The organism is Amycolatopsis sp. NPDC114484, assembly GCF_055633755.1.
This window is the reverse complement of the sequence record NZ_JBVKDQ010000038.1, coordinates 41,257-62,032: the sequence shown is the minus strand read 5'-3', so window position 1 is coordinate 62,032 and position 20,776 is coordinate 41,257. Positions and strand designations below refer to the sequence as shown.

Annotated in this window: 23 protein-coding genes; 10 read left to right on the top strand and 13 right to left on the bottom strand. The window is 67.9% G+C overall.

The features are described from left to right. The first annotated feature begins 188 nt into the window (after positions 1-188). Complete coding sequence (locus ACZ7SW_RS43580) at positions 189-491, top strand: hypothetical protein (protein WP_470236240.1); 303 nt, start codon at positions 189-191, stop codon at positions 489-491. A gap of 368 nt (positions 492-859) precedes the next feature. Here ACZ7SW_RS43580 and ACZ7SW_RS43575 read toward each other — a convergent pair whose 3' ends face one another. Continuing rightward, on the bottom strand, positions 860-1,459 hold the full coding sequence (locus ACZ7SW_RS43575; protein WP_470236239.1) for a TetR/AcrR family transcriptional regulator: 600 nt from the start codon (positions 1,457-1,459) through the stop codon (positions 860-862). Between the two features lie 124 nt (positions 1,460-1,583). On the opposite strand from ACZ7SW_RS43575, the gene ACZ7SW_RS43570 reads away from it, so the two are divergent. Together ACZ7SW_RS43570 and ACZ7SW_RS43565 are read left to right on the top strand one after the other, a co-directional pair. Further along, positions 1,584-2,579 (top strand): fumarylacetoacetate hydrolase family protein, encoded by a 996-nt coding sequence (locus ACZ7SW_RS43570; RefSeq protein ID WP_470236238.1) that lies wholly within the window; start codon positions 1,584-1,586, stop codon positions 2,577-2,579. A gap of 2 nt (positions 2,580-2,581) precedes the next feature. Next, positions 2,582-3,523, top strand: a complete 942-nt coding sequence (locus ACZ7SW_RS43565) for an MBL fold metallo-hydrolase (RefSeq protein ID WP_470236237.1) — start codon at positions 2,582-2,584, stop codon at positions 3,521-3,523. Between the two features lie 4 nt (positions 3,524-3,527). On the opposite strand, the gene ACZ7SW_RS43560 is transcribed toward ACZ7SW_RS43565, so the two are convergent. Next, entirely contained in the window at positions 3,528-3,857 is a 330-nt protein-coding gene (locus ACZ7SW_RS43560) for a hypothetical protein (RefSeq protein WP_470236236.1), read from the bottom strand. A 51-nt stretch (positions 3,858-3,908) separates the two neighbouring features. Continuing rightward, positions 3,909-5,096 carry a cytochrome P450 gene (locus tag ACZ7SW_RS43555; RefSeq protein WP_470236235.1) on the bottom strand — a complete coding sequence of 396 codons (1,188 nt, stop codon included), beginning with the start codon at positions 5,094-5,096 and terminating at the stop codon, positions 3,909-3,911. 171 nt (positions 5,097-5,267) lie between these two features. Between ACZ7SW_RS43555 and ACZ7SW_RS43550 the strand changes: the two genes are divergently transcribed. Further along, entirely contained in the window at positions 5,268-5,654 is a 387-nt protein-coding gene (locus tag ACZ7SW_RS43550) for an antibiotic biosynthesis monooxygenase family protein (RefSeq protein ID WP_470236234.1), read from the top strand. 4 nt (positions 5,655-5,658) lie between these two features. Here the strand turns inward: ACZ7SW_RS43550 and ACZ7SW_RS43545 are convergent, their stop codons facing one another. Further along, positions 5,659-6,255 carry a TetR/AcrR family transcriptional regulator gene (locus ACZ7SW_RS43545; protein WP_470236233.1) on the bottom strand — a complete coding sequence of 199 codons (597 nt, stop codon included), beginning with the start codon at positions 6,253-6,255 and terminating at the stop codon, positions 5,659-5,661. Between the two features lie 98 nt (positions 6,256-6,353). Here ACZ7SW_RS43545 and ACZ7SW_RS43540 point away from each other — a divergent pair, with 98 nt between their 5' ends. Then, positions 6,354-7,373 (top strand): hypothetical protein, encoded by a 1,020-nt coding sequence (locus ACZ7SW_RS43540; protein WP_470236245.1) that lies wholly within the window; start codon positions 6,354-6,356, stop codon positions 7,371-7,373. Between the two features lie 32 nt (positions 7,374-7,405). Further along, positions 7,406-8,719, top strand: coding sequence for an MFS transporter (locus tag ACZ7SW_RS43535; RefSeq protein ID WP_470236232.1), 1,314 nt, complete (start codon positions 7,406-7,408; stop codon positions 8,717-8,719). On the opposite strand, the gene ACZ7SW_RS43530 is transcribed toward ACZ7SW_RS43535, so the two are convergent. Further along, entirely contained in the window at positions 8,720-9,394 is a 675-nt protein-coding gene (locus tag ACZ7SW_RS43530) for a TetR/AcrR family transcriptional regulator (protein WP_470236231.1), read from the bottom strand. A 55-nt stretch (positions 9,395-9,449) separates the two neighbouring features. Beyond that, positions 9,450-10,088, bottom strand: a complete 639-nt coding sequence (locus ACZ7SW_RS43525; RefSeq protein ID WP_470236230.1) for a TetR/AcrR family transcriptional regulator — start codon at positions 10,086-10,088, stop codon at positions 9,450-9,452. A gap of 231 nt (positions 10,089-10,319) precedes the next feature. Between ACZ7SW_RS43525 and ACZ7SW_RS43520 the strand changes: the two genes are divergently transcribed. Next, entirely contained in the window at positions 10,320-11,306 is a 987-nt protein-coding gene (locus tag ACZ7SW_RS43520) for a methyltransferase (RefSeq protein WP_470236229.1), read from the top strand. Here ACZ7SW_RS43520 and ACZ7SW_RS43515 read toward each other — a convergent pair. Next, on the bottom strand, positions 11,303-11,863 hold the full coding sequence (locus ACZ7SW_RS43515) for a TIGR03086 family metal-binding protein (protein ID WP_470236228.1): 561 nt from the start codon (positions 11,861-11,863) through the stop codon (positions 11,303-11,305). The two genes, ACZ7SW_RS43520 and ACZ7SW_RS43515, sit on opposite strands and share 4 nt — an antisense overlap. Positions 11,864-11,929: 66 nt before the next feature. Here ACZ7SW_RS43515 and ACZ7SW_RS43510 point away from each other — a divergent pair, with 66 nt between their 5' ends. The 3 genes from ACZ7SW_RS43510 to ACZ7SW_RS43500 are packed head-to-tail and all read left to right on the top strand — an operon-like array spanning position 11,930 to position 14,490. Beyond that, positions 11,930-12,898 (top strand): RNA polymerase subunit sigma-70, encoded by a 969-nt coding sequence (locus tag ACZ7SW_RS43510; protein WP_470236227.1) that lies wholly within the window; start codon positions 11,930-11,932, stop codon positions 12,896-12,898. Continuing rightward, a complete protein-coding gene (locus tag ACZ7SW_RS43505; protein WP_470236226.1) occupies positions 12,892-14,046 on the top strand; it encodes an AAA family ATPase in 1,155 nt (384 codons plus the stop codon). Before ACZ7SW_RS43510 ends, ACZ7SW_RS43505 begins: the two co-directional genes overlap by 7 nt. A 39-nt stretch (positions 14,047-14,085) precedes the next feature. Further along, the gene (locus ACZ7SW_RS43500; protein WP_470236225.1) at positions 14,086-14,490 is read left to right on the top strand and encodes a hypothetical protein; all 405 of its coding nucleotides are present in this window, start codon (positions 14,086-14,088) and stop codon (positions 14,488-14,490) included. Here the strand turns inward: ACZ7SW_RS43500 and ACZ7SW_RS43495 are convergent. From ACZ7SW_RS43495 to ACZ7SW_RS43470, 6 genes are all read right to left on the bottom strand, one after another. Continuing rightward, positions 14,487-15,296, bottom strand: a complete 810-nt coding sequence (locus tag ACZ7SW_RS43495) for an SDR family NAD(P)-dependent oxidoreductase (RefSeq protein WP_470236224.1) — start codon at positions 15,294-15,296, stop codon at positions 14,487-14,489. The genes ACZ7SW_RS43500 and ACZ7SW_RS43495 overlap by 4 nt on opposite strands. A gap of 46 nt (positions 15,297-15,342) precedes the next feature. Next, positions 15,343-16,125 (bottom strand): helix-turn-helix domain-containing protein, encoded by a 783-nt coding sequence (locus ACZ7SW_RS43490; RefSeq protein WP_470236223.1) that lies wholly within the window; start codon positions 16,123-16,125, stop codon positions 15,343-15,345. Between the two features lie 16 nt (positions 16,126-16,141). After that, on the bottom strand, positions 16,142-17,410 hold the full coding sequence (gene ftsW, locus ACZ7SW_RS43485) for a putative lipid II flippase FtsW (protein ID WP_470236222.1): 1,269 nt from the start codon (positions 17,408-17,410) through the stop codon (positions 16,142-16,144). A gap of 126 nt (positions 17,411-17,536) precedes the next feature. Beyond that, the gene (locus tag ACZ7SW_RS43480) at positions 17,537-18,778 is read right to left on the bottom strand and encodes an LCP family protein (RefSeq protein ID WP_470236221.1); all 1,242 of its coding nucleotides are present in this window, start codon (positions 18,776-18,778) and stop codon (positions 17,537-17,539) included. An 85-nt stretch (positions 18,779-18,863) separates the two neighbouring features. Then, complete coding sequence (locus ACZ7SW_RS43475; RefSeq protein WP_470236220.1) at positions 18,864-20,207, bottom strand: NRAMP family divalent metal transporter; 1,344 nt, start codon at positions 20,205-20,207, stop codon at positions 18,864-18,866. After that, positions 20,195-20,494: a hypothetical protein gene (locus ACZ7SW_RS43470; RefSeq protein WP_470236219.1), complete on the bottom strand. Its 300-nt coding sequence runs from the start codon at positions 20,492-20,494 to the stop codon at positions 20,195-20,197. The genes ACZ7SW_RS43475 and ACZ7SW_RS43470 overlap by 13 nt, the downstream gene beginning before the upstream one ends. Positions 20,495-20,776: the final 282 nt, after the last annotated feature.

Sequence of the window (20,776 nt, the reverse complement as noted above, 5' to 3'; positions counted from 1 at the left end):
AACTCGTCGGGCACCAATCGTCGCGACAACTCGTCCATCACAAGTCATGATCATGCTCGCACCTCAACCGCCATCCAAGTGAGACACGCTCTAAGGGCGGCGTCGGCCGGATTTTCCGTGCTGGACTGGAGATTCCGCCCGGAGAGACCGCTCGCGACCGGTCCGATGTCGAGACTCTGTGGGAGCACTTGCCGGAGCCGATCGACCTGGAAATCCATGGCGGGTACCTGTATTGGACCGACCGTGGCGCGGCCCCGAAGGGCAACACGCTGAACCGCGCCCCTCTTCCCGGGCCGGGGGAGAAGGGCGCCGAGCCGGAAATCCTGGCGAGCGGATTCACCGAGGCGATCGGACTGGCGGTGGACGACGAGGTCGCTTACGTATCCGATCTTGGCGGCCGGATAACTGCGGTGCCGTTGGCTGGCGGCCCATCGCGGGTGGTCGTGGAGATGGGTGAGTTGCTGTCCGGGATCGCGGGGGTGCGGCGCTAGTATCTCGGCCAAGATGGGGTTCTCCTTGGTCAAGGGGCTTGGTCTGCGATGCGAAGGTCCGTGAGGGCTACCTTGAGGGACCCTGATTCCCTCGGGGCTCCCCTCATGGACTTAGGACCCGGCTTTCGCGCGGAGAGGCCCGAAGCGACCTGCCGCGATACCGACAGGGCAGGCCTGCCGTGTCGCCGAAGCGCTGAACAACATTCCGGCGAAATCGCCTTATTCAGAGGAAACCAGCTAGCCGACGCCGTGCTGTCTGGCTCCGCGCGAAGCCGACCGTCGGATGAAGCGGCCAAGGCTCCGATCGCCCGCGATGGACCCGTTCTCCGGCGATGCTGATGCTCCCCGCAACCTGACAACCTCAGCGTTCAGCGAACCGCGATCCCACGCAGAATCATCTCCACCATGTTCAGCAAATGCTCCTGCAGATCAAACGGAGCGGCCTCGCTCTCGATCCACGAACTCAGCGTCCCGAAATAAGACGTGGCGAGCAACAACCCGGCCTGCGCCGGATCGATGTCCGCGCGGATCTCCCCGGTCTCCTGCGCCCGCGCGACGAACGTGCCGAACTCGCGCGCCAGTTCCGGATTGCCGAAGACGTTGGTGGAGTGGATCGCCGCGCCCATGCAGGCGATCGTCTCCGCTCGGGAGTCGAGGCTGTTGCGCGCCAGTTCGATCAGGTAGCGGCTGAGCACCTCGCGCAGCGGCCGGTCCTCCAGGCGTTCGGCGCGCACCGCGGTCATCGCGCGTTCCCGGCGCCGCAGGCTCCACTCGTCCAGGAACGCCGTCTTGCGCTGGAAGTGGTTGAACACGGTGGCGCGCGCGGTGTCGGCACGCTCGGCGATGTCCTCCATCGTGGTGTTGTCGTAGCCGCGTTCCACGAACAGCTCCACGGCCGCGTGGAACAGCCGGTCCCGGCGTTCGTGTCGCTGCCTGGTCCGCCGATCGCCCGTCGCTTCTGCCGTCATGTCTGGCAGTCAACCATCATTTCCTCCCGGTGCCTGCTGAATGGCGCCCTTGACGCTGCTTCCGTCACGGCCTACGTTGATTAGACGCAAGTCCAAACTTGTACTCTAGTTCAAGGAGGCGGCGATGCGGCTGGTCACGTACGAATCCGCGGGCACGGCCCGGCTCGGTGTGCTGCATGGCGAGGCCGTGGTGGATCCGGCGCGGGTCTTGCGGGCGGCTAAGGCCGGAACCGAAGTGCCGACCGAGATGGTCGCCTTCTTCGAGGGTGGCGCGGAGGCTCGTGGCCGGGCTGAACAGGCGCTTCTGCTCGCCGACGCCGCGGCCGCTAAAGGCGACTCGTTGAGCGATGAAGGTCATCCGGCAGTGCTTCCGCAAGAGGAAGTCCGGCTGCTCGCCCCGGTACCGAGGCCGCGCCGGATTCGCGATTACCTGACCTACACCCAGCATGCCTCGGGCTCCGGACTCGCCGTTCCGCCTGCCTTCGAGGCGATGCCGATCTGCTACCAGGGCAACGTCGAAACGGTGATCGGGCCGGAGGAACCGTTGCTGTGGCCGTCTTACACCGCGCAGCTCGACTTCGAACTCGAGCTTGGCTTCTTCACCTCCGGCGGCGGCAAGAACCTCACCCCGGCCGAGGCCGCCGGACGCATCGCCGGCGTCACGATTTTCAACGACGTCAGCGCGCGCGACATCCAGATGTTCGAGATGAGCCTGACGATCGGGCCGTCCAAAGGGAAAGCCTTCTGCACCGCGATGGGTCCGTGCGTGCTCACCATGGACGAGGTCGACGAATGGGCAGTGCAGATGTCGGCGACGGTCAACGGCGAGGTCTGGGCTTCTGGGTCCACAAAGGACCGCCAGTTTTCGTTCGCCGAGGTGCTCGCGTGGGCGTCGCTGGACGAAGACGTTTACCCAGGGGAGTTCTTCGGTCTGGGCACTGTCGGCGGCGGATGCGGGCTGGAGCTGGACCGCTGGATCCAGCCGGGCGACGTGGTGGAACTCGCCGCGTCTGGTGTCGGGGTGCTGCGAAACCCGGTTGGGCAACGGCAGATCGCGCCGGAAGGCGCGGGATTGGCTTCGTATGAGGGTGCACCCGAGGTGCACGTCCCTAGGAGGTAAGCATGCCCAGAGATATTCCCTACACCAAAGGACATCACCGGCTCACCGAACACTGCTCGGCCTGGCTGGTCCCGGACGGAACCTGGGGCTGGAGCAATGCCGGACTGATCGCCGGGAAAGAAGAATCCCTTCTCGTCGACACCCTATTCGACGTGCCGATGACCCGGGAAATGCTGACTGGGCTCCAGGACATCACAGTAGACAGTCCAATTAAGACAGTTGTGAACACGCACGCGAACGGAGACCACTGGTTCGGCAACGAACTGGTCGCCGACGCGTCCATCATCGCGTCCGAAGCCACTGCGGAAGAGATGCGCACCAACGGCCCTGACCTCATGCGCGGCCTGGTGCATCAGGAAGGCCCGCTGGGCCGCTTCGCGCAGCACATCCTCCACCCGTTCGACTTCGACTCCATCACCGCGACCCCCGCGACCCGGACGTTCGCCGAACAGCTGAAGCTCGACATCGGCGGTGTGGCAGTGGAAATCCGCTGTCTCGGCCCCGCGCACACCGAGGGCGACAGCGTCGTTCTGGTCCCCGACGAGGGCGTGCTCTACGCCGGGGACTTGTTGTTCATCGGTGGCACTCCGATCACCTGGGCAGGACCGGTGTCGAACTGGATCGCCGCCTGCGACGCGATGCTCAAGATGGACGCCGAGTTCGTCGTCCCCGGCCACGGCCCGGTCACCGACGCCGACGGCGTCCGCTCGGTCCTCGACTACCTGCAGTGGGTGCGAGCCGAGGCCGCCGACCGCCACCGCCGGGGAATGACCTCGGAGGAGGCGATGCGCGACATCTCGCTGGGCCGGTTCGCGGACCTCGACGAGCGCGGCCGTCTCGCGCAGAATGTGCTTGCGGTGTACTACGAACTCGACCCGGGGATGGAGCGGGTGGACACCCGTGAGGTGTTCCGCCGCATCGCCGAGCTGGAAGGGTTCGCGTGAGCCGCTAACCCGCCACAGTCAGGATCCCGAGCGCCAGCAGCACAAGCACCTTCACGGCTTCCGTTGCGAGGTAAACGAAATGCGCTCGAGATCGCGGCAGCTCCGTGCCTTCCGGAGCGGCGAGGACGCGGTCCGTCCGCCGGTTGAGCGCCGGACGGACCGCTCCCAGTTGCCCGATCAGCATCACCACGGCCACCGCCGCCAGCACCGTCACCGCGGTACTCGGTCGCCCGATCATCACCGTGATTGCCAGCCCCAACGCGAGTAGAGCCTCAGCGATGTTCAAGGCCCGGAACACCAACCGGCCGATGCCGAGGCCGATCGGGATGGTCACGCCGGGCGCGCGGAAAACCTCGATCCCGGTACTAGATCCGCCGCTGCCAAGCTACTCCCGCTGCCAGGTGACCGGCAGCCGCACCGGACCGTAGATAGACGCGTCGTACGGCAGGTCCACCTCGGCGAACGGCACCGCGAGCCGCAGGTCCGGGAAGCGCGCGAACAGCCGGAACAGCGCGATCCGCATCTCGACCCTCGCCAGCTGCTGCCCGAGGCATTGGTGCACGCCGTGGCCGAAGCCGAGCTGCCCGGTCGCCTTGCGCGTGACGTCCAGTTCGTCCGGGTCCGGGAATTTCTCCGGGTCCCGGTTGGCGACCGGCAGCGACATGACGATCGGATCGCCCGCCTTGATCGGCACGCCGCCGAGTTCGAAGTCCTCCAACGCGGTGCGGATCGGGCCGATGTGGATCACGCTGAGGTAGCGCATCAGTTCCTCGACCGTGCCCGCGGTGAGCTCCGGATCGGCCTTGAACTTCGCCAGCTGCCCGGGATTCTCCAGCAGTGCCAGCGTGCCGAGCGCGATCATGTTGCGGGTCGTCTCGAATCCGGCGACCAGCAGCATCATGCCGATGTTGGCGAGTTCCTCGTCGGTCAACTCGCCGCCGCGGACCAGATCGGACAGCAGATCGTCGCTCGGTTCCGCCCGCTTCTCCTCGATCTGCCCGGCGATGAACGCCACGACGCCCTGGGTGGCGTCGATCCGTTCGGCGATCGGGACGTCCTTGGAGAACATCGTGGTGGCGTAACCGTCGAACTCGGCGCGGCGATCGTAGGGAGCGCCGAGCAGTTCGCAGATCACCAGTGACGGCACCGGCCGCGCAAACGCCTCCACCAGGTCGACCGGCCCGTCCGCGGTGGCCATCGCGTCGAGGTGGTCGTCGACGATCTCGGCGACGCGGTCCTCCAGTCTGCGCATCCGGTGCACGGTGAACGCCCCGGTCAGCAGCTTGCGGTAGCGGTGGTGGTCCGGGTCGTCCATCCCGCTGAACACCCCCGGGTCAGCAGGCTTCGGCGGCGGCAGCGGGCCGAAGTCGATCGGGATCTTCGTCAGCTCCGCTCGCGCGGACATCCGCTTGTCCGAGAGGACTGCCCGCACCTCCTGGTATCCGGTGACGAGCCAGCCCTGGGTGCCGTCCGGATACGTCAGCGGCTCGACCGGAGCCCGCGTGCGCTGGGCCGGCACCGGATCGAACGGACACGCGCCCCTTTCGAGCGGGAGTCCTGCCTGACGGGTCATCGTCGCTCCTTCCCCTCTGAATAAGTTCAGAATGTACACAGCTTTCACAAACTTGTGAATGGAATGTCGAAGCTGGACGCGCGACGGGTGGGAATTCACCGCCTTGGCCCACCTCTAGCATCGCTAGACAATCGAGCGGCAGCAGTGCTAGCGTTGACTCACTGTCTAGCAATGCTAGATCTCGTCGACGGCAAGGGAAATCCCGAAATGGCCAAGCTCCAGAGTCTCGACCCGCACACGCCGATGTTCGCTCAGTTCCAGGAGAAGACCGGGCCGATCGTCCTGGCCAACACCTTCGTCATCCCGAAGGGGAAGACCGATGCGTTCCTGGCCATCTTCCGCAAGCAGGCCGAGTGCATGCGGGCTCAGCCCGGATTCGTCTCGCTGCAGATGCACCAGGGAACGGCCGGGAGCCAGCTGCTGATGAACGTCGCGGTCTGGGAATCGACCGAGGCGCTCGCCGCCGCGTTCGGCAATCCGGAGTTCCAGCGCCTGGCGGCCGAGTCGCCCGACGACATCGAGTCGTACCCGCACATCTTCGAGCAGATCGAAGTCTGAACCCTCAGGCGTCCGCGGCGTCGAGGGCCGGAACGAGCGGTTCGAGCATTCGCCGCAACAGGTCCGGCAGTGAACCGGACACCACGACCAGGCCGTTGCCCGCTGGCTGCGTCCATTGCTCCAGCGCGATTCGCACCGCGGCCGCGACTGAAGCGGCGAGCACGCGCGCGGTCTGCGGGTTCCCGATCCGGGCCGCGAGCACTTCCTGCAGCGGGTCTTCCAATGCGGCTGGAGCGTCGAGGAATGCCGTGCGCAGCCCCGGATTCGTGGTGATCAGCAGCAGCGCGTCGCGGCTCTGTTCGCCGGGGTCGGTGTACTGCTCCGCGATCGCGTCGATGATCGCCTCGGCCAGCCGGGTGTCCGGCGAGCGTTCGGCGACGGCGGCGGCGATCCGGCTTTCGCGGTCCGCGGTGACCGCGGCGACGATCGCTTCTTCGCGGCTGGAGAAGTAGTTGTTGTAGGTCCGCGGCGAGACCCCGGCCGCCTCGGCGATGTCGTCGACGCGCACGTTCGCCGGCCCGTGTTCGAGCGCCAGCCGCAGCGCCGCTTCGCGCAGTGCGACGCGGGTGGCCTCCTTCTTCCGTTCGCGCAATCCGGTCACGTGCCCAGTCTCGCAGCAATCGTGCGCCTGCGCAAACTTGCGTGCACGCAAGTTTCGTGCGTAAGGTGAGCGGCGTCCCCGAACGAGAGGAAACCGCCATGCGCGGCAAGGGAATGACGTACGAGACCGGATTCGTCCGCAATGGACGGACGTCGCGGGAGAGCTTCGAACCGGAGGTGGTGCAGCGCGAACTGGCGATCATCCGCGACGACCTGCACTGCACCGCGGTGCATCTCGTCGGAGGGGATCCGGACCGGCTGGAGCGGGCCGCGCGGTGGGCGGCCGACCTGGGGCTGGAGGTCTGGTTCTCGCCGTATCCGCTGGAGCAGACCCACGACGAGATGCTCGCCCTCTTCGCCGACTGCGCGAGGAGGGCGGAACGACTGCGCGCCACCGGGGCGGACGTCGTGTTCGTGACCGGCGTCGAGTTGAGCGTGATGAACCACGGCTTCCTGCCCGGCGAGGACGTCGCGGAACGGGTCAGCTTGCTGCTCGCCGAACCCGAGGGCCGCGCCGAGCGGCTGGCCGCGGTGGGCAAGCGGCTCGACCCGTTCCTCGACACCGCCGTGAAGCTCGTGCGGGAGCGGTTCCACGGCCCGGTCACCTACGCGTGCATCCAGTTCGAGCAGGTGGACTGGAGCCGGTTCGACTTCGTCACCGTGGAACTCATCCGCTCCGCCGAGGTCGCCCCGATCTTCCGGGACGGCGTGCGAACCCTGGTGGCGCAAGGGAAACCGGTCGCGATCACCGGCTTCGGGACGGCGACCTGGCACGGCTCCGGCGACGTCGCGCCGCGGAGCATGGAAATCGTCGAGTACGACAAGGAAACCGGCGACCCGCTCCGCATCGACGGCGAGTACGAACGCGACGAAGCCGGACAGGCGGGCTACCTGCGCGAGCTGCTGGAAATCTTCGACGAGGAGGGAGTGGACAGTGCGTTCGTGTTCCTGTTCGCGCTCTGCAACTATCCGCACCGGCCCGGCGGCAACGATCTCGACCTCGCCAGCTTCGGCCTGGTGAAGGTCCTGGAAGACCGCTCGGGCACGGCGTACCCGGGCCTGAACTGGGAACCGAAGGAGGCGTTCACGGCGGTCGCCGAGCATTACGCAAAACCTTGACTCGACGGGGTCCGGGCGGGTGAGATCCGGACATGTCGACGAAGACGAGCGCACTGGGCAACCGGGTCATGGCCAAGGCGGCGGTGCGGATCATGCCGCTGCTGATGCTGCTGTACTTCGTCAACTACCTTGACCGGGTCAACATCGGGTTCGCCGGTCCGAACGGGATGAACAAGGAACTCGGCCTCACCGCGACGGCCTTCGGGCTCGCGTCGGGGATCTTCTTCCTCGGCTACCTGATCCTCGAGGTGCCGAGCAACCTCGCGCTGCACCGGTTCGGCGCGCGCCGCTGGATCGCGCGGATCATGATCACCTGGGGCGCGGTGGCGGTCGCGATGGCCTTCGTGCCGAACACCACGACGCTGGTGGTGCTGCGGTTCGTGCTCGGCGTCGCCGAGGCGGGGTTCTTTCCCGGCATCATTTTGTATCTGACGTACTGGTTCCCGGCGGCGCAGCGGGCGAAGGCGGTCGCGCTGTTCATGTGCGCGGTGCCGGTGTCGAGCGCGATCGGCTCGACCGTCTCCAGCCTGCTGATCAGCGGCGGGCACGGCGTCTTCGGCCTGTCCGGCTGGCGGTTCATGTTCCTGGTCGAGGGCGTTCCGGCGATCCTGCTCGCGGTCGTCACGTGGTTCTGCCTGAGCGACCGGCCGGAAACCGCGAAGTGGCTGTCCGCCGAGGAACGCGACTGGCTCACCAGCGAACTCGACGCCGAACGCCGCGCCACCGAAGCCGAACACCACTGGCCGCTGCGGAAAGCGCTCACGCACCCGCGGATCCTCGGGCTGGCGTTCGTGTACTTCGCGGTCGTCTACGGCCTGTACGCGCTGGGCTTCTTCCTCCCGACGATCATCGCCGGGTTCGGCGAGGAGTTCGGAACGAAACTGACCGTGCTGCAGGCCGGTTTGGTGAACGCGATCCCGTACGTCGCGGGTGCGCTGGTGATGGTCCCGTGGGCGCGCCACGGCGACCGCACCGGGGAACGGACGTGGCACGTCGCGCTGCCGATGCTCGTCGGCGGCGCGGCGATCCCGGTCGCGCTGTATCTCGGAAACCCTTACGCCACAATGACCGCGGTGACCATCTGCGCGATGGGCGTGTGCGCGGCGCTGCCGACGTTCTGGGCGCTGCCGTCGAACTTCCTGTCCGGCGCGGCCGCGGCGGGCGGGATCGCGCTGATCAACGCGCTGGGCAACCTGAGCGGGTTCGTCGCGCCGTATGTGACGGGCTGGCTGCGCGACCTGACCGGTACGCAGCGGACCGGGTTGTGGGTGGTCGGCGCGTGCATGGTGGCCGGAGCCGTGCTGGCGGTGGCGTTGGGGGCGAAGCCGCGCGCGTCTCGCCGGTGATCAGGAAGCGCGGCGGACCCGGTCGGTCAGCACTCGTACTTCGGTTTCGAACAACGCGTCGGCGTCGAGGCCCATCGCGGTGAAGCCGCCGCCGATCTCCAGGCTGACAAAGCCATGCAGCCGCGACCACAACGCGACCGCCAGCTGATGGTTCTCGGTGTTGGCGCGCCGGGCGTCGAGCACTTCTTCGTTCTCGTACGCGGTCGGCTTTTCCGCCGCGGCGGAATCGAGGTGGTCCAGCACCCCGAGCACCACGCCCATCAGCGACCGGGCCGCTTCGGCGAGCGGCTTGGCGTGCGCGTCGTATCCCGGGAACGGCGCCTTGAACAGCAGCTCGTACCGGTGCGGCTCTTCCCGCGCCCAGCCCCGGTACGCCGCGGCCAGCAGCCGGACCTGCGTTTCCGCGTCGAGTGCGTCGGTGTCGAGGGCCTTCGCCATGGCCTCGCGGAGGTCGTTGTACGCGTCGATGACCAGGACGGTCAGCAGTTCGTCGCGGCTCGAGAAGTAGCGGTACAGCGCCGGCCCGGAGACGCCGAGCTGCTTGGCGATGGCGTTGATGGAGATCGCCTGCGCGCCCCCGGCCGCGAGCTGGTTGAGCGCGACGAATTTGACCTCCTCGCGCACCTGCTCGCGGAACCGTTCGCGCATCGGTTTGCGGGTGCCTGCTGCGGGCATCCCCACCTCCTTGACGACGCCCGACGGTAACATGGCCGATCGTTCGGAAGACCTTCTAACTGTTCTCCCGTGCCTCGAAGGCGCGCTCGACGTCCTCGCGCTCGACAGCGGGACCAGGCACTTCCCTCGGTCCTTCGGTCGCGATGCCGTTGAGGAAGTGCGCGATCTGCCGTCTCGCCAGGTGGGTCCAGTCGAGCACGGAGGCTTTCGGCTGCGTGAGCAGGGTGCTGAACGCGATGAGATCGGTGGCGTTGACGGGGCCGCGGACGCTGCCGTCCTCACGGCCGGTCGCGAGGAAGAAGCCGAGCCGTCGGTAAATCGACTTTCGGGCCGCTACGGCCTCCGGTGTGACGATCGGGGGCACGCCGTGCAGCGGGAGCACGAGCTGGTCGGCGAGGTCCACGGTGCCTTCGAGATAGCGGGCGACCGCTTCGAGACCAGTGCTGTCTTCGTCGTCCTCGATCTGGTCGAGCAGGTTGTTGAGCAGGCCGTACGCACGGTGCTCCAGCGCTTGCAGCAACGCGTCGCGATCGGGGTAGCTGCGGTAGAGCGTGCCGATCCCGAGACCGGCCTCGGCGGCGATGGTGGCCAGGGGCACGTGCCGGCCTTCGCGGAGCATCGCCGCGGCAGCCGAGGCGAGCAGCCGTTCACGGTTGGCCTCCGCGTCCTTGCGGACCTTGCGCGGGCGGGACATCGGTTCTCCTTGCGGGCACGGGTGTTGGCGGGGAGAGAGCACACCGACGGTACTCGCTCGACCGGGTTCCGCGACGTCGTTTTAGGGCGACGCTGAGCGTGAAGGCGTTGGCGCAGGCTGCTTTCCGTGCGGCAGTGTCCACTGTGTACTCAGTGGTGCGGAGCAGGTCAGCGGCTTGTGCCGCTGTAGCGCCCGGAAAGCCGGTTGACCAGGCTGGCAAAGTGGAGTCACGTGAGCGATGACGCGAACCACCTCCTCCGTGCCGCCAGCCTGGCCACCCCGATGGCGTTGCGAGTCGCGGTAACGCTGGGCCTGCCCGACCGGCTGCGTGCCCTCGGCACTGTCGACGACGTCGCCGCGGAACTGGACCTCTCGCCGATCGCGCTCGACGTCCTGCTCGGCCACCTGGTCACGCTCGGCGTAGTCGAACGCACCGACGACGGCTACCTCACCACCGCGTACGGCGCGAATCTCTGCCAGGACAAGGAAAACGGCGTGGCCAATCTGCTGCACCTGGACCGTGCCGCCGGTCGCGCCGAACTCGCTTTCGTCGAGCTGGCACACAGCATCCGTACCGGCGAGGCGGCTTACTCCCGCCGGTACGGCAAGGATTTCTGGACCGATCTCTCCGAAAAACCGCATTTGCGGCAATCTTTCGACCAGCAGATGACGAACCGATTCCGTACCGAGATCCCGCAGGTGGTCGCCGGAGTCGACTGGTCTATTTTCGATACGCTAGTCGACGTCGGCGGCGGCCGGGGCGATTTGCTCGCCGCGATCCTCGAAGCCAATCCGAAACTGCGCGCCCACCTGATCGATCTCGAACCCACCGCGAGCGAGGCCCGCGCCGCCTTCACCGCACGGGGCCTCGCCGACCGGGTCGAGGTGCGAGGCGGCAGCTTCTTCGACCCGCTGCCGTCCGGAGCGGATGGCTATGTCCTGGTGGACATCCTGCACAACTGGGACGACGAGAACGCCCGCCGCGTCCTGAAGCGGTGCGCGGAAGCGGCGGGCCAGTCCGGTCGGATTCTCGCTATCGAGGCGGTCAGCGGAATTCACGCGCGCACCGAAATGGACCTGGTCATGCTGGTTCATTTCGGCGGTCGCGAACGACGGGTGGAAGAATTCCGCGCCCTCGCCGATTCCGCTGGCCTAGTGCTGGAATCAGCGGTCCCGTTGACCGACCAACGAGGTCTGCTGGAATTCCGCGTCGCTTAATTCGACGAGCGGCCGAGCAGCGCGGCCAGCCGATCCAGCGGCGGCGCGTCCTCGGCGACCGGCACCGGCGGGGCGAACGGGCTCCGCTCCGCCGGAAGCTTGGCGAGCTGAGCCGTGCTGAACGCGATTTCCCGCTCCACCAAGGTGCCCTCGAACTTCGGCTCCTGCCCGGTGGCGTGAGCGAGGTCCCAGCCGTGCACGAGTTCCTCGACGATCCGCAGATGCACCGCGGCGATCCCCGGAACCTTCCCGGCTGGGACCTCGACCATCTGCTCCAGCGCCCCCGGCTGCCGGAACGCCGAGAGCAGACCGGCGACCGCGTCCCGATAGGCCGCGACCGGATCGTCGCCGAGCGCGTCGGAAGTGCGCGGGTCCAGCGAGCCACCCGCCTCGCCGCGCAGGACGGCCGTGAACAGCCGGTGCCCGAGGACCAGATGGTTCACCAGTTCGCGGACAGTCCAGTCCGGGCACGGCGTCGGCGCGTCCCAGCGAGACACGCCGGCGACCAGCGCGCTGGTGGACTCGAGGACGACAGCCAGCTCGTCGACAGGGTTCATCGTTTCGCCTTTCGCAGGGGTCACCAGTAGAGACACCGCCCGCCCCGGAAACGGAACGGTGGCAGGATGCGAAAGGTGGGCCAGGACATTCTCGATCGCGCACGCGCCGGAGACGCGTACGCCTTCCGCGAGCTGGTCGATCCCTATCGGCATGAGCTGCAAGTGCACTGTTACCGCCTCCTCGGCTCGCTCACCGACGCCGAAGACCTGCTGCAAGAGACGCTCCTCGCCGCCTGGCGCGGGCTGGACGGGTACGCCGGTCGAGCCTCGGTGCGCGCCTGGCTGTATCGCATCGCCACCAACCGCTGCCTCAACGCTCTCCGCGACGCCGGCCGCCGTATCCCGGCCGAACCGTCGCCGCCGTTCACCCCGACCGAACCGACTCGCCGCACCGAGGTGACCTGGCTGCAGCCCGCGCCGGACGATCCCGCCGCGCACTACAGCGCCAAGGAAACCTTCGAGCTGGCGTTCGTAGCGGCCCTGCAGAAACTCCCGCCGCGCCAGGCCGCCGTCCTCGTGCTCCGGGACGTGCTCGACTACTCGACCGCCGAGGTCGCGGCCATGCTGGACACCAGCTCCACTGCGGTCAAAGGCGCTCTGCAACGCGCGCGAGCCCAGCTGCGCCAGACCGTCGAACCCGCCCCGCCAGCGCCGCGAGAACGGGAGATCGCGCAACGATTCGCGGACGCGTTCAGCGAGGGAGACGTCGAGGCCGTAGTCGCGCTGCTGACCGATGACGGCTGGCTCGCCATGCCGCCCGCGCCGCATGAATACGTCGGCCACGAAGCCGTCACCGCATTCCTCACCATGTTCAGCGAGTGGCGCGGCACCCGGCGGTTCCGGCTGCTTCCGACGCGCGCCAACACCCATCCGGCCTTCGCCTGCTACCTCACCGAACCCGGCGGATCGACCGCGTATCCCGCCGGAATCCTCGTCCTCGCGCCGTGGGGCGACCGAATCCGCACCGTCACCTGGTTCCTCGAACCCGAGTTGTTCCCCCGCTTCGGCCTGCCCGCGGAGGTGCCGGCGTGCTGACCACCCTGGCGATCCAGAACTACCGCTCACTGCGTGACCTGGTGCTGCCGTTGTCGCAGCTCACCGTGATCGTGGGAGCGAACGGCACCGGCAAATCCAGCCTGTACCGCGCGTTGCGGCTGCTCGCCGACGCCGGACGCAACGGCGCGGTCGCCGCCCTCGCCGGGGAAGGCGGCCTGCCTTCGACGCTGTGGGCCGGCCCGGAGACGATCGGCCGAGCCGTCCGCGAGGGCCGGTCACCGATACAACCGTTGCAGCGGACCAAACCGGTCGGCCTGCGGCTCGGCTACTCCGGCGACGAATTCGGCTACGCCCTGGACTTCGGCCTCCCCGTCCCCACCGGGACGGCCTTCAACCTGGATCCGGAGTACAAACGCGAATGCGTCTGGCACGGCCCGGTTCTGCGTCCGTCGGCGTTGCTGGCCGACCGTTCCGGCACGAGAGTCCGCATCCGCGACGAGTCCGGTCGATGGGCGGAGAGCGGCCACTCGATCGCCCTCACTGACAGCATATTGAGCGAGTTCGCCGACCCGCGACAGTGCCCGGAACTGCTGATCGTGCGCGACCGGGTGCGAGCGTGGCGGTTCTACGACCACTTCCGCACCGACGCCGACGCCCCTGCTCGGCAAACCCGCATCGGCACCCGTACTTGGGCCCTGGACCACGACGGCGGCGACCTGGCCGCAGCCTTGCGCACCATCCAAGAATCCGTCGACGCCGACGCGCTAGCCACCGCGATCGACGACGCCTTCCCGGGCTCGTCGGTCGAAGTGGTTGCCGCTGACGGCCGATTCGACCTCCGCTTCCACCAACACGGTCTGCTGCGCCCCCTGAGCGCAGCCGAACTCTCCGACGGGACCCTGCGCTACCTGCTGTGGGCCGCCGCGCTGCTCAGCCCGCGCCCACCGGAGCTGCTGGTCCTGAACGAGCCGGAAACCAGCCTGCATCCGGACCTTCTGCCCGCGTTGGCCGCGTTGATCACCGCGGCGGCGAAGAAGACGCAGCCGCTGGTGGTGTCGCATTCCCAGCTGTTGGTGCGGTTTCTGGAGGACGCTTCGGTACTGGAACTGGAGAAGGACTTCGGCGCGACGGTAGTTGCCGGGCAGGGGAGGCTTGACCAACCGCCTTGGCATTGGCCGAAACGGTGAAACCTGGCAGGATGGCCGGTATGAAGACCAGAAAGGGCCATGCCGCGTAAGCCCCCGGCACGGCTGCGTGTCCGCGAGCCGGAGTACATCCAGCCCGACCCGCCCCACGCGCAAGTTTCGCGTGTTTCCGCATCGACACTGCGAGCAATCGCGCATTACGAGCGCGCCGATCTCTATCCCGGCGGGATCGCCGAAGCGCTCGCGGCCTGGAGCCGTTTCGTCCATGCCTCCTACCGGCAGCTGGATCGGCATACCGAGCACGGTGACGATGACGGTCCGTCGAACGATCCGGAAGTGGCGCGGATCCGGCTGGTCTGGGCAGTGAAACGACTGCCGCGCAAGGCTTCCCGCGAGTTGTCTGCGCGGATCCGGCCGCTTGACGAGAGATATCTGGCCCGGTCGGTTCCAGCGCCGGAAGTCGCGCACCTTCGGGCGCTGCTCTAGCGCTTCGCCCGCTGACCCTCCGCCAGCTGCTCGGTGATCGCCTCCGCGCCGAGACGGCGTTGTACGGCCGCGGCCAAGCCCGGAGCGAGCCCGCCGAGCAACGCCGTCAGCCGCAATCCGAACGGTGCCACATCAATCTCGGCGAGGTTGCGTTCGATCGCCCGCACCGTCGCCCGCGCGACGTCGTCCGGCGTCCGAGTGCCGACGCCGAACGGCAAGGTCGCCCCCGAGTCGGCGAACATGCCCGCATCGCTGATGTAGCCAAGAAACACCGATGACACGCCGATGTTGAACGGCCGCAGATCTTCGCGGAGCGCGAGAGCGAAGCCGCGCAAGCCGAACTTCGTCGCGTTGTACAGCGAAGCCTGGCCAGACGCGGTTTTCCCGGACAGCGAAGAGATGAAGACGAGATGCCCGCGTCGCCGGGCGATCATCTGCTCGGCGACCAGTTTCGCCATCACCACGGGCGCGCGCAGGTTGACCTCGATGGCTCGGTCGACTTCGTCGAGCGAGTAGTCGGTCAGCAGCCCCGTCGCGGGGAGAGCCGCGTTGGCGACGACGAGGTCGATTTCCCCCGCCCCAGCTAGGAGTTCCTCGATCGCGCCCCGATCGGTGAGGTCGGCCGGGACGGCTCGGCCGCCCACCTCGGCCGCCAGCGGTTCGAGCAACTCGACCCTGCGGCCGGTCAGCACGACGTCGGCACCGCGCGCGGCCAGTGTTCGGGCAAGCGTCCGGCCGATCCCGCCAGTCGCTCCGGTCAGCACGGTCTTCGCGCCCCGCAATTCCACAGTGGACAATTTCGGCATACCCGCAGTGTGGCGCGAGCGGGACCGGCGGGTATTGCACAAATGTTCAGGCGAACGCGCTGCGATCCGCCGCGAACCCCGCATCGACGGCCAGACGGCCCGGCGTCACCCCGGCGAAGGCCACGACATCCCGGTGCAGATGCGACTGGTCGGTATATCCGCACACTGCCGCGACCTCGGCCGCGCTGGCCCCGGTCGCCAAGCGGCGCGCGGCGTGGTCGAACCTCACCAGCTTCGCCGCTCGTTTCGGCGGCAACCCGACTTGCGCGCGGAACCGGTCCCACAACCGTCGCCTGCTCCATCCGCATTCGGCCGCCAGCGACTCGACCCGCACTCGGCCGCGGCTCCGGACGATCCGCCGCCAAGCCCAGACGATCTCCGGATCCGCTGCCGGAACCACTGAGAGCCGGTCGACGAAAGCGGCCTCTACCAGCGCGAACCTCGCGGCCCAGGAATCGGCTTCGCTCAGCTGGTCCCGAAGCCGGCCCGCGTCCCGGCCCCACAACTCGGCCAGTCCGACCGTCCGGTCCAGCTCCGCGGGCCCGGCACCCAACCCGGTGGCGGCCAACGGCGGCAACCGGACTTCGACGCATTCGAGGCTTTCCCCTCGCAGCCGTACCCCGCGCGGCGCGAGCCCGGCGACGAAGCTGCCGTGCTGAGCCCCGTCGTCCAGAAGGAGTTTGCCGTCGCCGAACTCCAGCACCACCGTGATCGCCGGATGCGGCACCACCCGCAGATCGACTGTCCCGCCGGTCCGGTGGCGGAATCCGGCCAAGGAGAACGGACCCGCGCGACCGGGCCGCGCGACGTCCCAGGGGGTGTTCTCCACTACCGCAGTGTAGGAGTCAGCGAGGCCGCACCGGTCGTCGTGCACGAGTCGTCTTCGTCGCCGTACGGACCGGCCGATATGGCTCCGGCACCGGCAGCCGCAGAATCCGCCCGATCTTGCCCGGCCCGAGATGATTCAGGTCAGCCACCGCGGCGGGCTCGTGCCGCGCGCAACTGGCGAGCACGCCGAACAGGAACATCGTCACGATCAGCGATGTCCCGCCGTAGGACACCAGCGGCAGCGTCACCCCGGTGACCGGCAGCGCGTTCACGACGTACCCGATGTTGACCGCGGCCTGCGCCACCAGCAGCACAGTGATCGTCGCGCCGACGATGCGGATCCACGGGTCGAGGTTGCGCGTCGCGATCCGCAGGCCGACCAGGGCGAGCCCGCCGAACAGCAGCAGCACCACCGCGCAGCCGAGAAACCCGAGTTCCTCGCCGATGAGGGCGAAAATGAAGTCGTTCTGCACGTTCGGCAGGTATTTCCACTTCGACGCGCCCTGTCCGAGCCCGACGCCGAACAGCCCGCCCTCGGCGAGGGCGTACTGCGCCTGCACCGCCTGATAACCGGCACCAGAGGTGTCCGCGTCGGGGGAGAGGAACGACAGCACGCGCGCGAGCCGGTAGTCCGCGACCAGTGCGAGCACCACGAATCCGGCCACGCCGCCGGCCAGCAGCGCGCCGAACAGCCGCCCCGGCGCGCCGGAGAACCACAGCAGCGACAGCAGCACGATGCCGAGCGAGATCGTCCCGCTGAGGTTCGGCTGCGCCATCACCAGTGCGAACATCAGCAGCGCGACCGGAACCAACGGCACCAGCAAGTGCCGCCAATGATGCAGCAGCCGGGCCTTCACCACGAGAATGTGCGCGCCCCACAAGGTCAACGCGACCTTCGCGAGCTCGACCGGTTGCAGCGTCAGCGGACCGAGCGCGAACCACCGCTGCGCGCCGTTCACCTTCGCGCCGAGCGGGGTGAGCACCAGCGCGAGCATCACCAGCGTGACGAGCATCAGCATCGGCGAGAGGGACCTGATCCGGCGCAACGGGATCCGCAGCCCGGCCCACAACGCGACCAGGCCGATCAGGACGAAAATGATGTGCTTCTGGAAGGTGCTGTACACCCCGCCCGGCTGCGCGGAAGACGCCGACAGCACCATGATGACGCCGAGCAGCGTGAGCAGACCGCACAGCGCGAGCACGAGGTGGAACGACGCCAGCGGCCGGGACAGCCAGCCGACGATCGCGACCGGAACCCGGCTTCGTCTGTTCCGTGTCGTAGCCACCCGAGCACCGCCGTCCGCCGATTTTCCGGCGCGCGGATTGAACGCGCCGGGCCGATTATGCCTGCTCTGTCCTGATAGGACATTGAGGCGCGCGGAGTGTCCGCGGTCTCATTCGCGGTGCTGAAGTTATTTCACGCAAGGAATTCCGCCTCCGCTCAACGCCGGAGGGGGAGCGGGGGTGGGGTTTCCGTGCGTCAGCGGGGCGACGTACGCGGCCGGGCTCGGCACCGGGGCGCCGCTGAGCAGTTGCGCGACCAAGGACTGGATTTGCGCGGTATTGACGAAGTTGACGTCCTCGCCGGACGGGCTCTTGCCGAAATGGTCGACCGGAAGGGTCACGAAACTGACATTTCCGCCGGTCAGGCTGGACGCCTGTTTCGCGAGCGCGAGCAGGTCCAGCGAACTGTCGACCGCGGTGTTCTGCTTCGCGACGTCCAGAATTCCCTGGAGTTTCGCCGGATTCGTGAAGGTCCCGCCCTGTTTGAGCTGATACGCGAGCGAGGAGATGAACGCCTGCTGCCTGCGTTCGCGGTCGAGGTCGGTGAAATTGAGCGACGGGTGCACGTAGTCGCGGCGCTGCCGGACGAACTCGACGGCCTGCTCGGCGCTGATCTCCTGCTGGCCGGCGTGGAAATTCGCGCCCGAGTAGCTGTCCTGGGTGTCCTCGTTGAGACACACCGTGATCGGCTGGACGACCTGGGCGATCTCGAAGAACGCCACCAGGGTGACCTCGACGAAATGGTCGATCGGGACGTCGCCGAGGAATTTCCGGACGGTGTCGATTTCCGCGCGCCGGCCCGCGTCCCGCGCCTGCTGTTCGCGCTGGGATTTGTCGGTGACGTTCTGCTGGACGAGCTGTTTGGCCTTTTCGTCGAACGCCAGCCCGTAGGCCTGTTTGATCTTGCCCTTGCACACGTTGTCCGGACAGCCCGCCAGCGGAACGTAATCGTCGCGCGGAATCGAGATCGACGTCGCCTTGCCGCCGTTTCCGGGGACGTGCAGCAGCATCAGCACATTGGCGTTGTAGCCGCCGTCCTGCTGATCCCCGGCGTGCAGTGAGTTGTAGATGTCCTTCGGCAGCGGATTGCCGTTCTCGTCGAGCCGCGAATCGAGGCCCATGATGAGGATGTTGGTGTCGCCGCCGCTGGAGGTCGATTGCCCGTCGAGCACGTCGGAAACCTGCAGCCCAGCCACGATGCCGTGGTAGGCCGCCCAGCCGTAACCGGTCAGCGAAAGCGTCAGCGCGGCCGCGAGGGCCAGCGCGACCCGGCCGGTGATCCGCCGTCGCCGGGCAGCGGCGCGGGCGGCGACACCGCGTGCCGCCGCACCTCGGGATGCGGCGGCACGTCTGTCATGGGGGTCGGTCATCAGGCCTTCCGGTGCCGGGGCGTCACGGTTACCCACTGTTCTGCACACTCGCTGTGTACACGCTGAGAAGTACCCTCACGCAGAGTTAACCTAGAGCCAGTTGGACGAGCTTCACGATGACGAGTGCCATCGCCAGGAGCAGATACGTGCGCAGCGCGGTCAGCCCGATCTTGCGCCCCGTCGACATCTCCGGCGGCGGCAAGTACTGCAGCGGCGGCATCCGCCACTCCGCGCGTCCGGTGCGATCGATCGGCGCAGCGCTCCGGCGGCGGCGAAGCAGCGCGTACCCGGCCGTCAGCACCCCGATCCCGCCGCTGACCGCCATGATCAGGAAGATCTGGTCCGCGCTGAGGTCCGGGAACAGCACCGCCGCGGTGAGGATCACCGACAGCACCACCAGCACCCCGACCACCACGGAGGTGAACAGGTTGGTGAGCCGTCCGTTGACCCACGGCCCGAGCACCGCCTTGTCATTGCACAGCAGCAACAGGAACACCGTCGCCGACGGCAGCAGCACCCCGGCGAGCGTCTGCACCCCGGTGGTGAGCAACCCGAGCGGCGAGCCCGGAATGAGCACGATGGTGGCCGACAGCGCGACGAGACCGGCGTACACCGCGTAGAAGCCCTTCGCGTGCCGCGCCCCGCGATGCAGCGAATGCTTCATCCCGAAGACGTCACCGATCGCGTACGCGCTCGAGAGTGACACTGCGAACGCCCCGACGATCGAAGCGTCCAGCAGTGCGACCGCAAACAACGCGCCCGCCGTACGTCCTGCGTAAGCCTCGATGCCGTCCGTAACGCCAGCTGTATCAGTGAACGGCGCGCCGGTGCTGGCGAAGGCCGCCGACGCGATCCCCATGATCGCGGCCGCACCGACCATCACCACGACCAGGCCGATCCACAGATCCGCCTTCTCGTACCGCATGAACCGCGGCGTGATGCGCTTGTCGATCACGTAGGACTGTTGGAAGAACAGCTGCCACGGCGCGACCGTGGTGCCGACGATCGCGATGATCAGCAGCATCAGCTCGGCCGTCCCGCCAGGTCCGGCAGGCATCGCGGGCACCAGCCCGCCGAGCATTTCCGCTGGTGCCGGATGCGCGAACACGTACACCGGGATCAGCGTCAGCGAACCGAGGCAGAAGAAGATCGCGATCCGCTCGAACCGCCGGAAGCTGCCGGTGAACGCGGCTCCGATGATGACGGCCGCGGCCAGCATGACCGACGGAACCGTCGGCAGGCCGAGATAGCGCGTCGCCATCGTGACGCCGATGAACTCGGTGACCAGCGTCAGCGCGTTGAGCAGGAACAGGTCGATTACCGAGAACGCGCCCCAGAACTTGCCGAAGCGTTCGAGGATCAGCCGGGCGTGCCCGACGCCGGTGACCGCGCCGAGGCGCAGCACCATTTCCTGGTTCACGTACAGCACCGGGACGAGCAGCAGGAGGGTCCACAGCAGCTTCGGGCCGTAGTTCTGCCCGGCCTGGCCTGGCCGTAGGTCGCGAACGCGCCGGCGTCGTTGTCGCCGACCAGCACGATCAACCCCGGCCCGACGATCGCGAGCAGGGTCTTGAGCTTGGCGGACAGGCCGGTCCGGGGCGCGGAATCGCCCGCTTTGACCGTGCCGAGCGCGCCGCGGATGTCGCCGACGTGCTGGTCGTCGAGGACGGCGGTGGTGCGCCGGTCGATGCGGATGGTGGTGTCGGTGGTGGTCATGCCGAGCACTCCCTTCGGCCCTGGGCCGATCAGGACACCCGCGACCGCCGGTTTCCGCGCACTCTGCCGACCCGTCCGGCGCGGGCCGGACGGGCGGGGGAAACCGGGATCAGCCGGGGATGCCGGAAGGTGGGGACGATCCGGGGTCCGGGGGCGTACTTCGCCCCGGGCTCGTATCGCTCATCGCCCTCACCTCCCTCGCGGCTCGTTTCCTGGGCAGGGAAAGCCCCGCCGGGGAGCCACTCAACGCCATTCGCCGGATAACTGTCAAGCACTTGTACA

Coding starts and splice junctions, on each gene's coding strand:
- ACZ7SW_RS43575 (WP_470236239.1), bottom strand. CDS start 1,459: ATGACGGCAGAAGCGACGGGCGATCGGCGGACCAGGCAGCGACACGAA.
- ACZ7SW_RS43570 (WP_470236238.1), top strand. CDS start 1,584: ATGCGGCTGGTCACGTACGAATCCGCGGGCACGGCCCGGCTCGGTGTG.
- ACZ7SW_RS43565 (WP_470236237.1), top strand. CDS start 2,582: ATGCCCAGAGATATTCCCTACACCAAAGGACATCACCGGCTCACCGAA.
- ACZ7SW_RS43555 (WP_470236235.1), bottom strand. CDS start 5,096: ATGACCCGTCAGGCAGGACTCCCGCTCGAAAGGGGCGCGTGTCCGTTC.
- ACZ7SW_RS43550 (WP_470236234.1), top strand. CDS start 5,268: ATGCTAGATCTCGTCGACGGCAAGGGAAATCCCGAAATGGCCAAGCTC.
- ACZ7SW_RS43540 (WP_470236245.1), top strand. CDS start 6,354: ATGCGCGGCAAGGGAATGACGTACGAGACCGGATTCGTCCGCAATGGA.
- ACZ7SW_RS43535 (WP_470236232.1), top strand. CDS start 7,406: ATGTCGACGAAGACGAGCGCACTGGGCAACCGGGTCATGGCCAAGGCG.
- ACZ7SW_RS43530 (WP_470236231.1), bottom strand. CDS start 9,394: ATGCCCGCAGCAGGCACCCGCAAACCGATGCGCGAACGGTTCCGCGAG.
- ACZ7SW_RS43525 (WP_470236230.1), bottom strand. CDS start 10,088: ATGTCCCGCCCGCGCAAGGTCCGCAAGGACGCGGAGGCCAACCGTGAA.
- ACZ7SW_RS43515 (WP_470236228.1), bottom strand. CDS start 11,863: ATGAACCCTGTCGACGAGCTGGCTGTCGTCCTCGAGTCCACCAGCGCG.
- ACZ7SW_RS43510 (WP_470236227.1), top strand. CDS start 11,930: ATGCGAAAGGTGGGCCAGGACATTCTCGATCGCGCACGCGCCGGAGAC.
- ACZ7SW_RS43500 (WP_470236225.1), top strand. CDS start 14,086: ATGCCGCGTAAGCCCCCGGCACGGCTGCGTGTCCGCGAGCCGGAGTAC.
- ACZ7SW_RS43495 (WP_470236224.1), bottom strand. CDS start 15,296: ATGCCGAAATTGTCCACTGTGGAATTGCGGGGCGCGAAGACCGTGCTG.
- ACZ7SW_RS43480 (WP_470236221.1), bottom strand. CDS start 18,778: ATGACCGACCCCCATGACAGACGTGCCGCCGCATCCCGAGGTGCGGCG.
- ACZ7SW_RS43470 (WP_470236219.1), bottom strand. CDS start 20,494: ATGACCACCACCGACACCACCATCCGCATCGACCGGCGCACCACCGCC.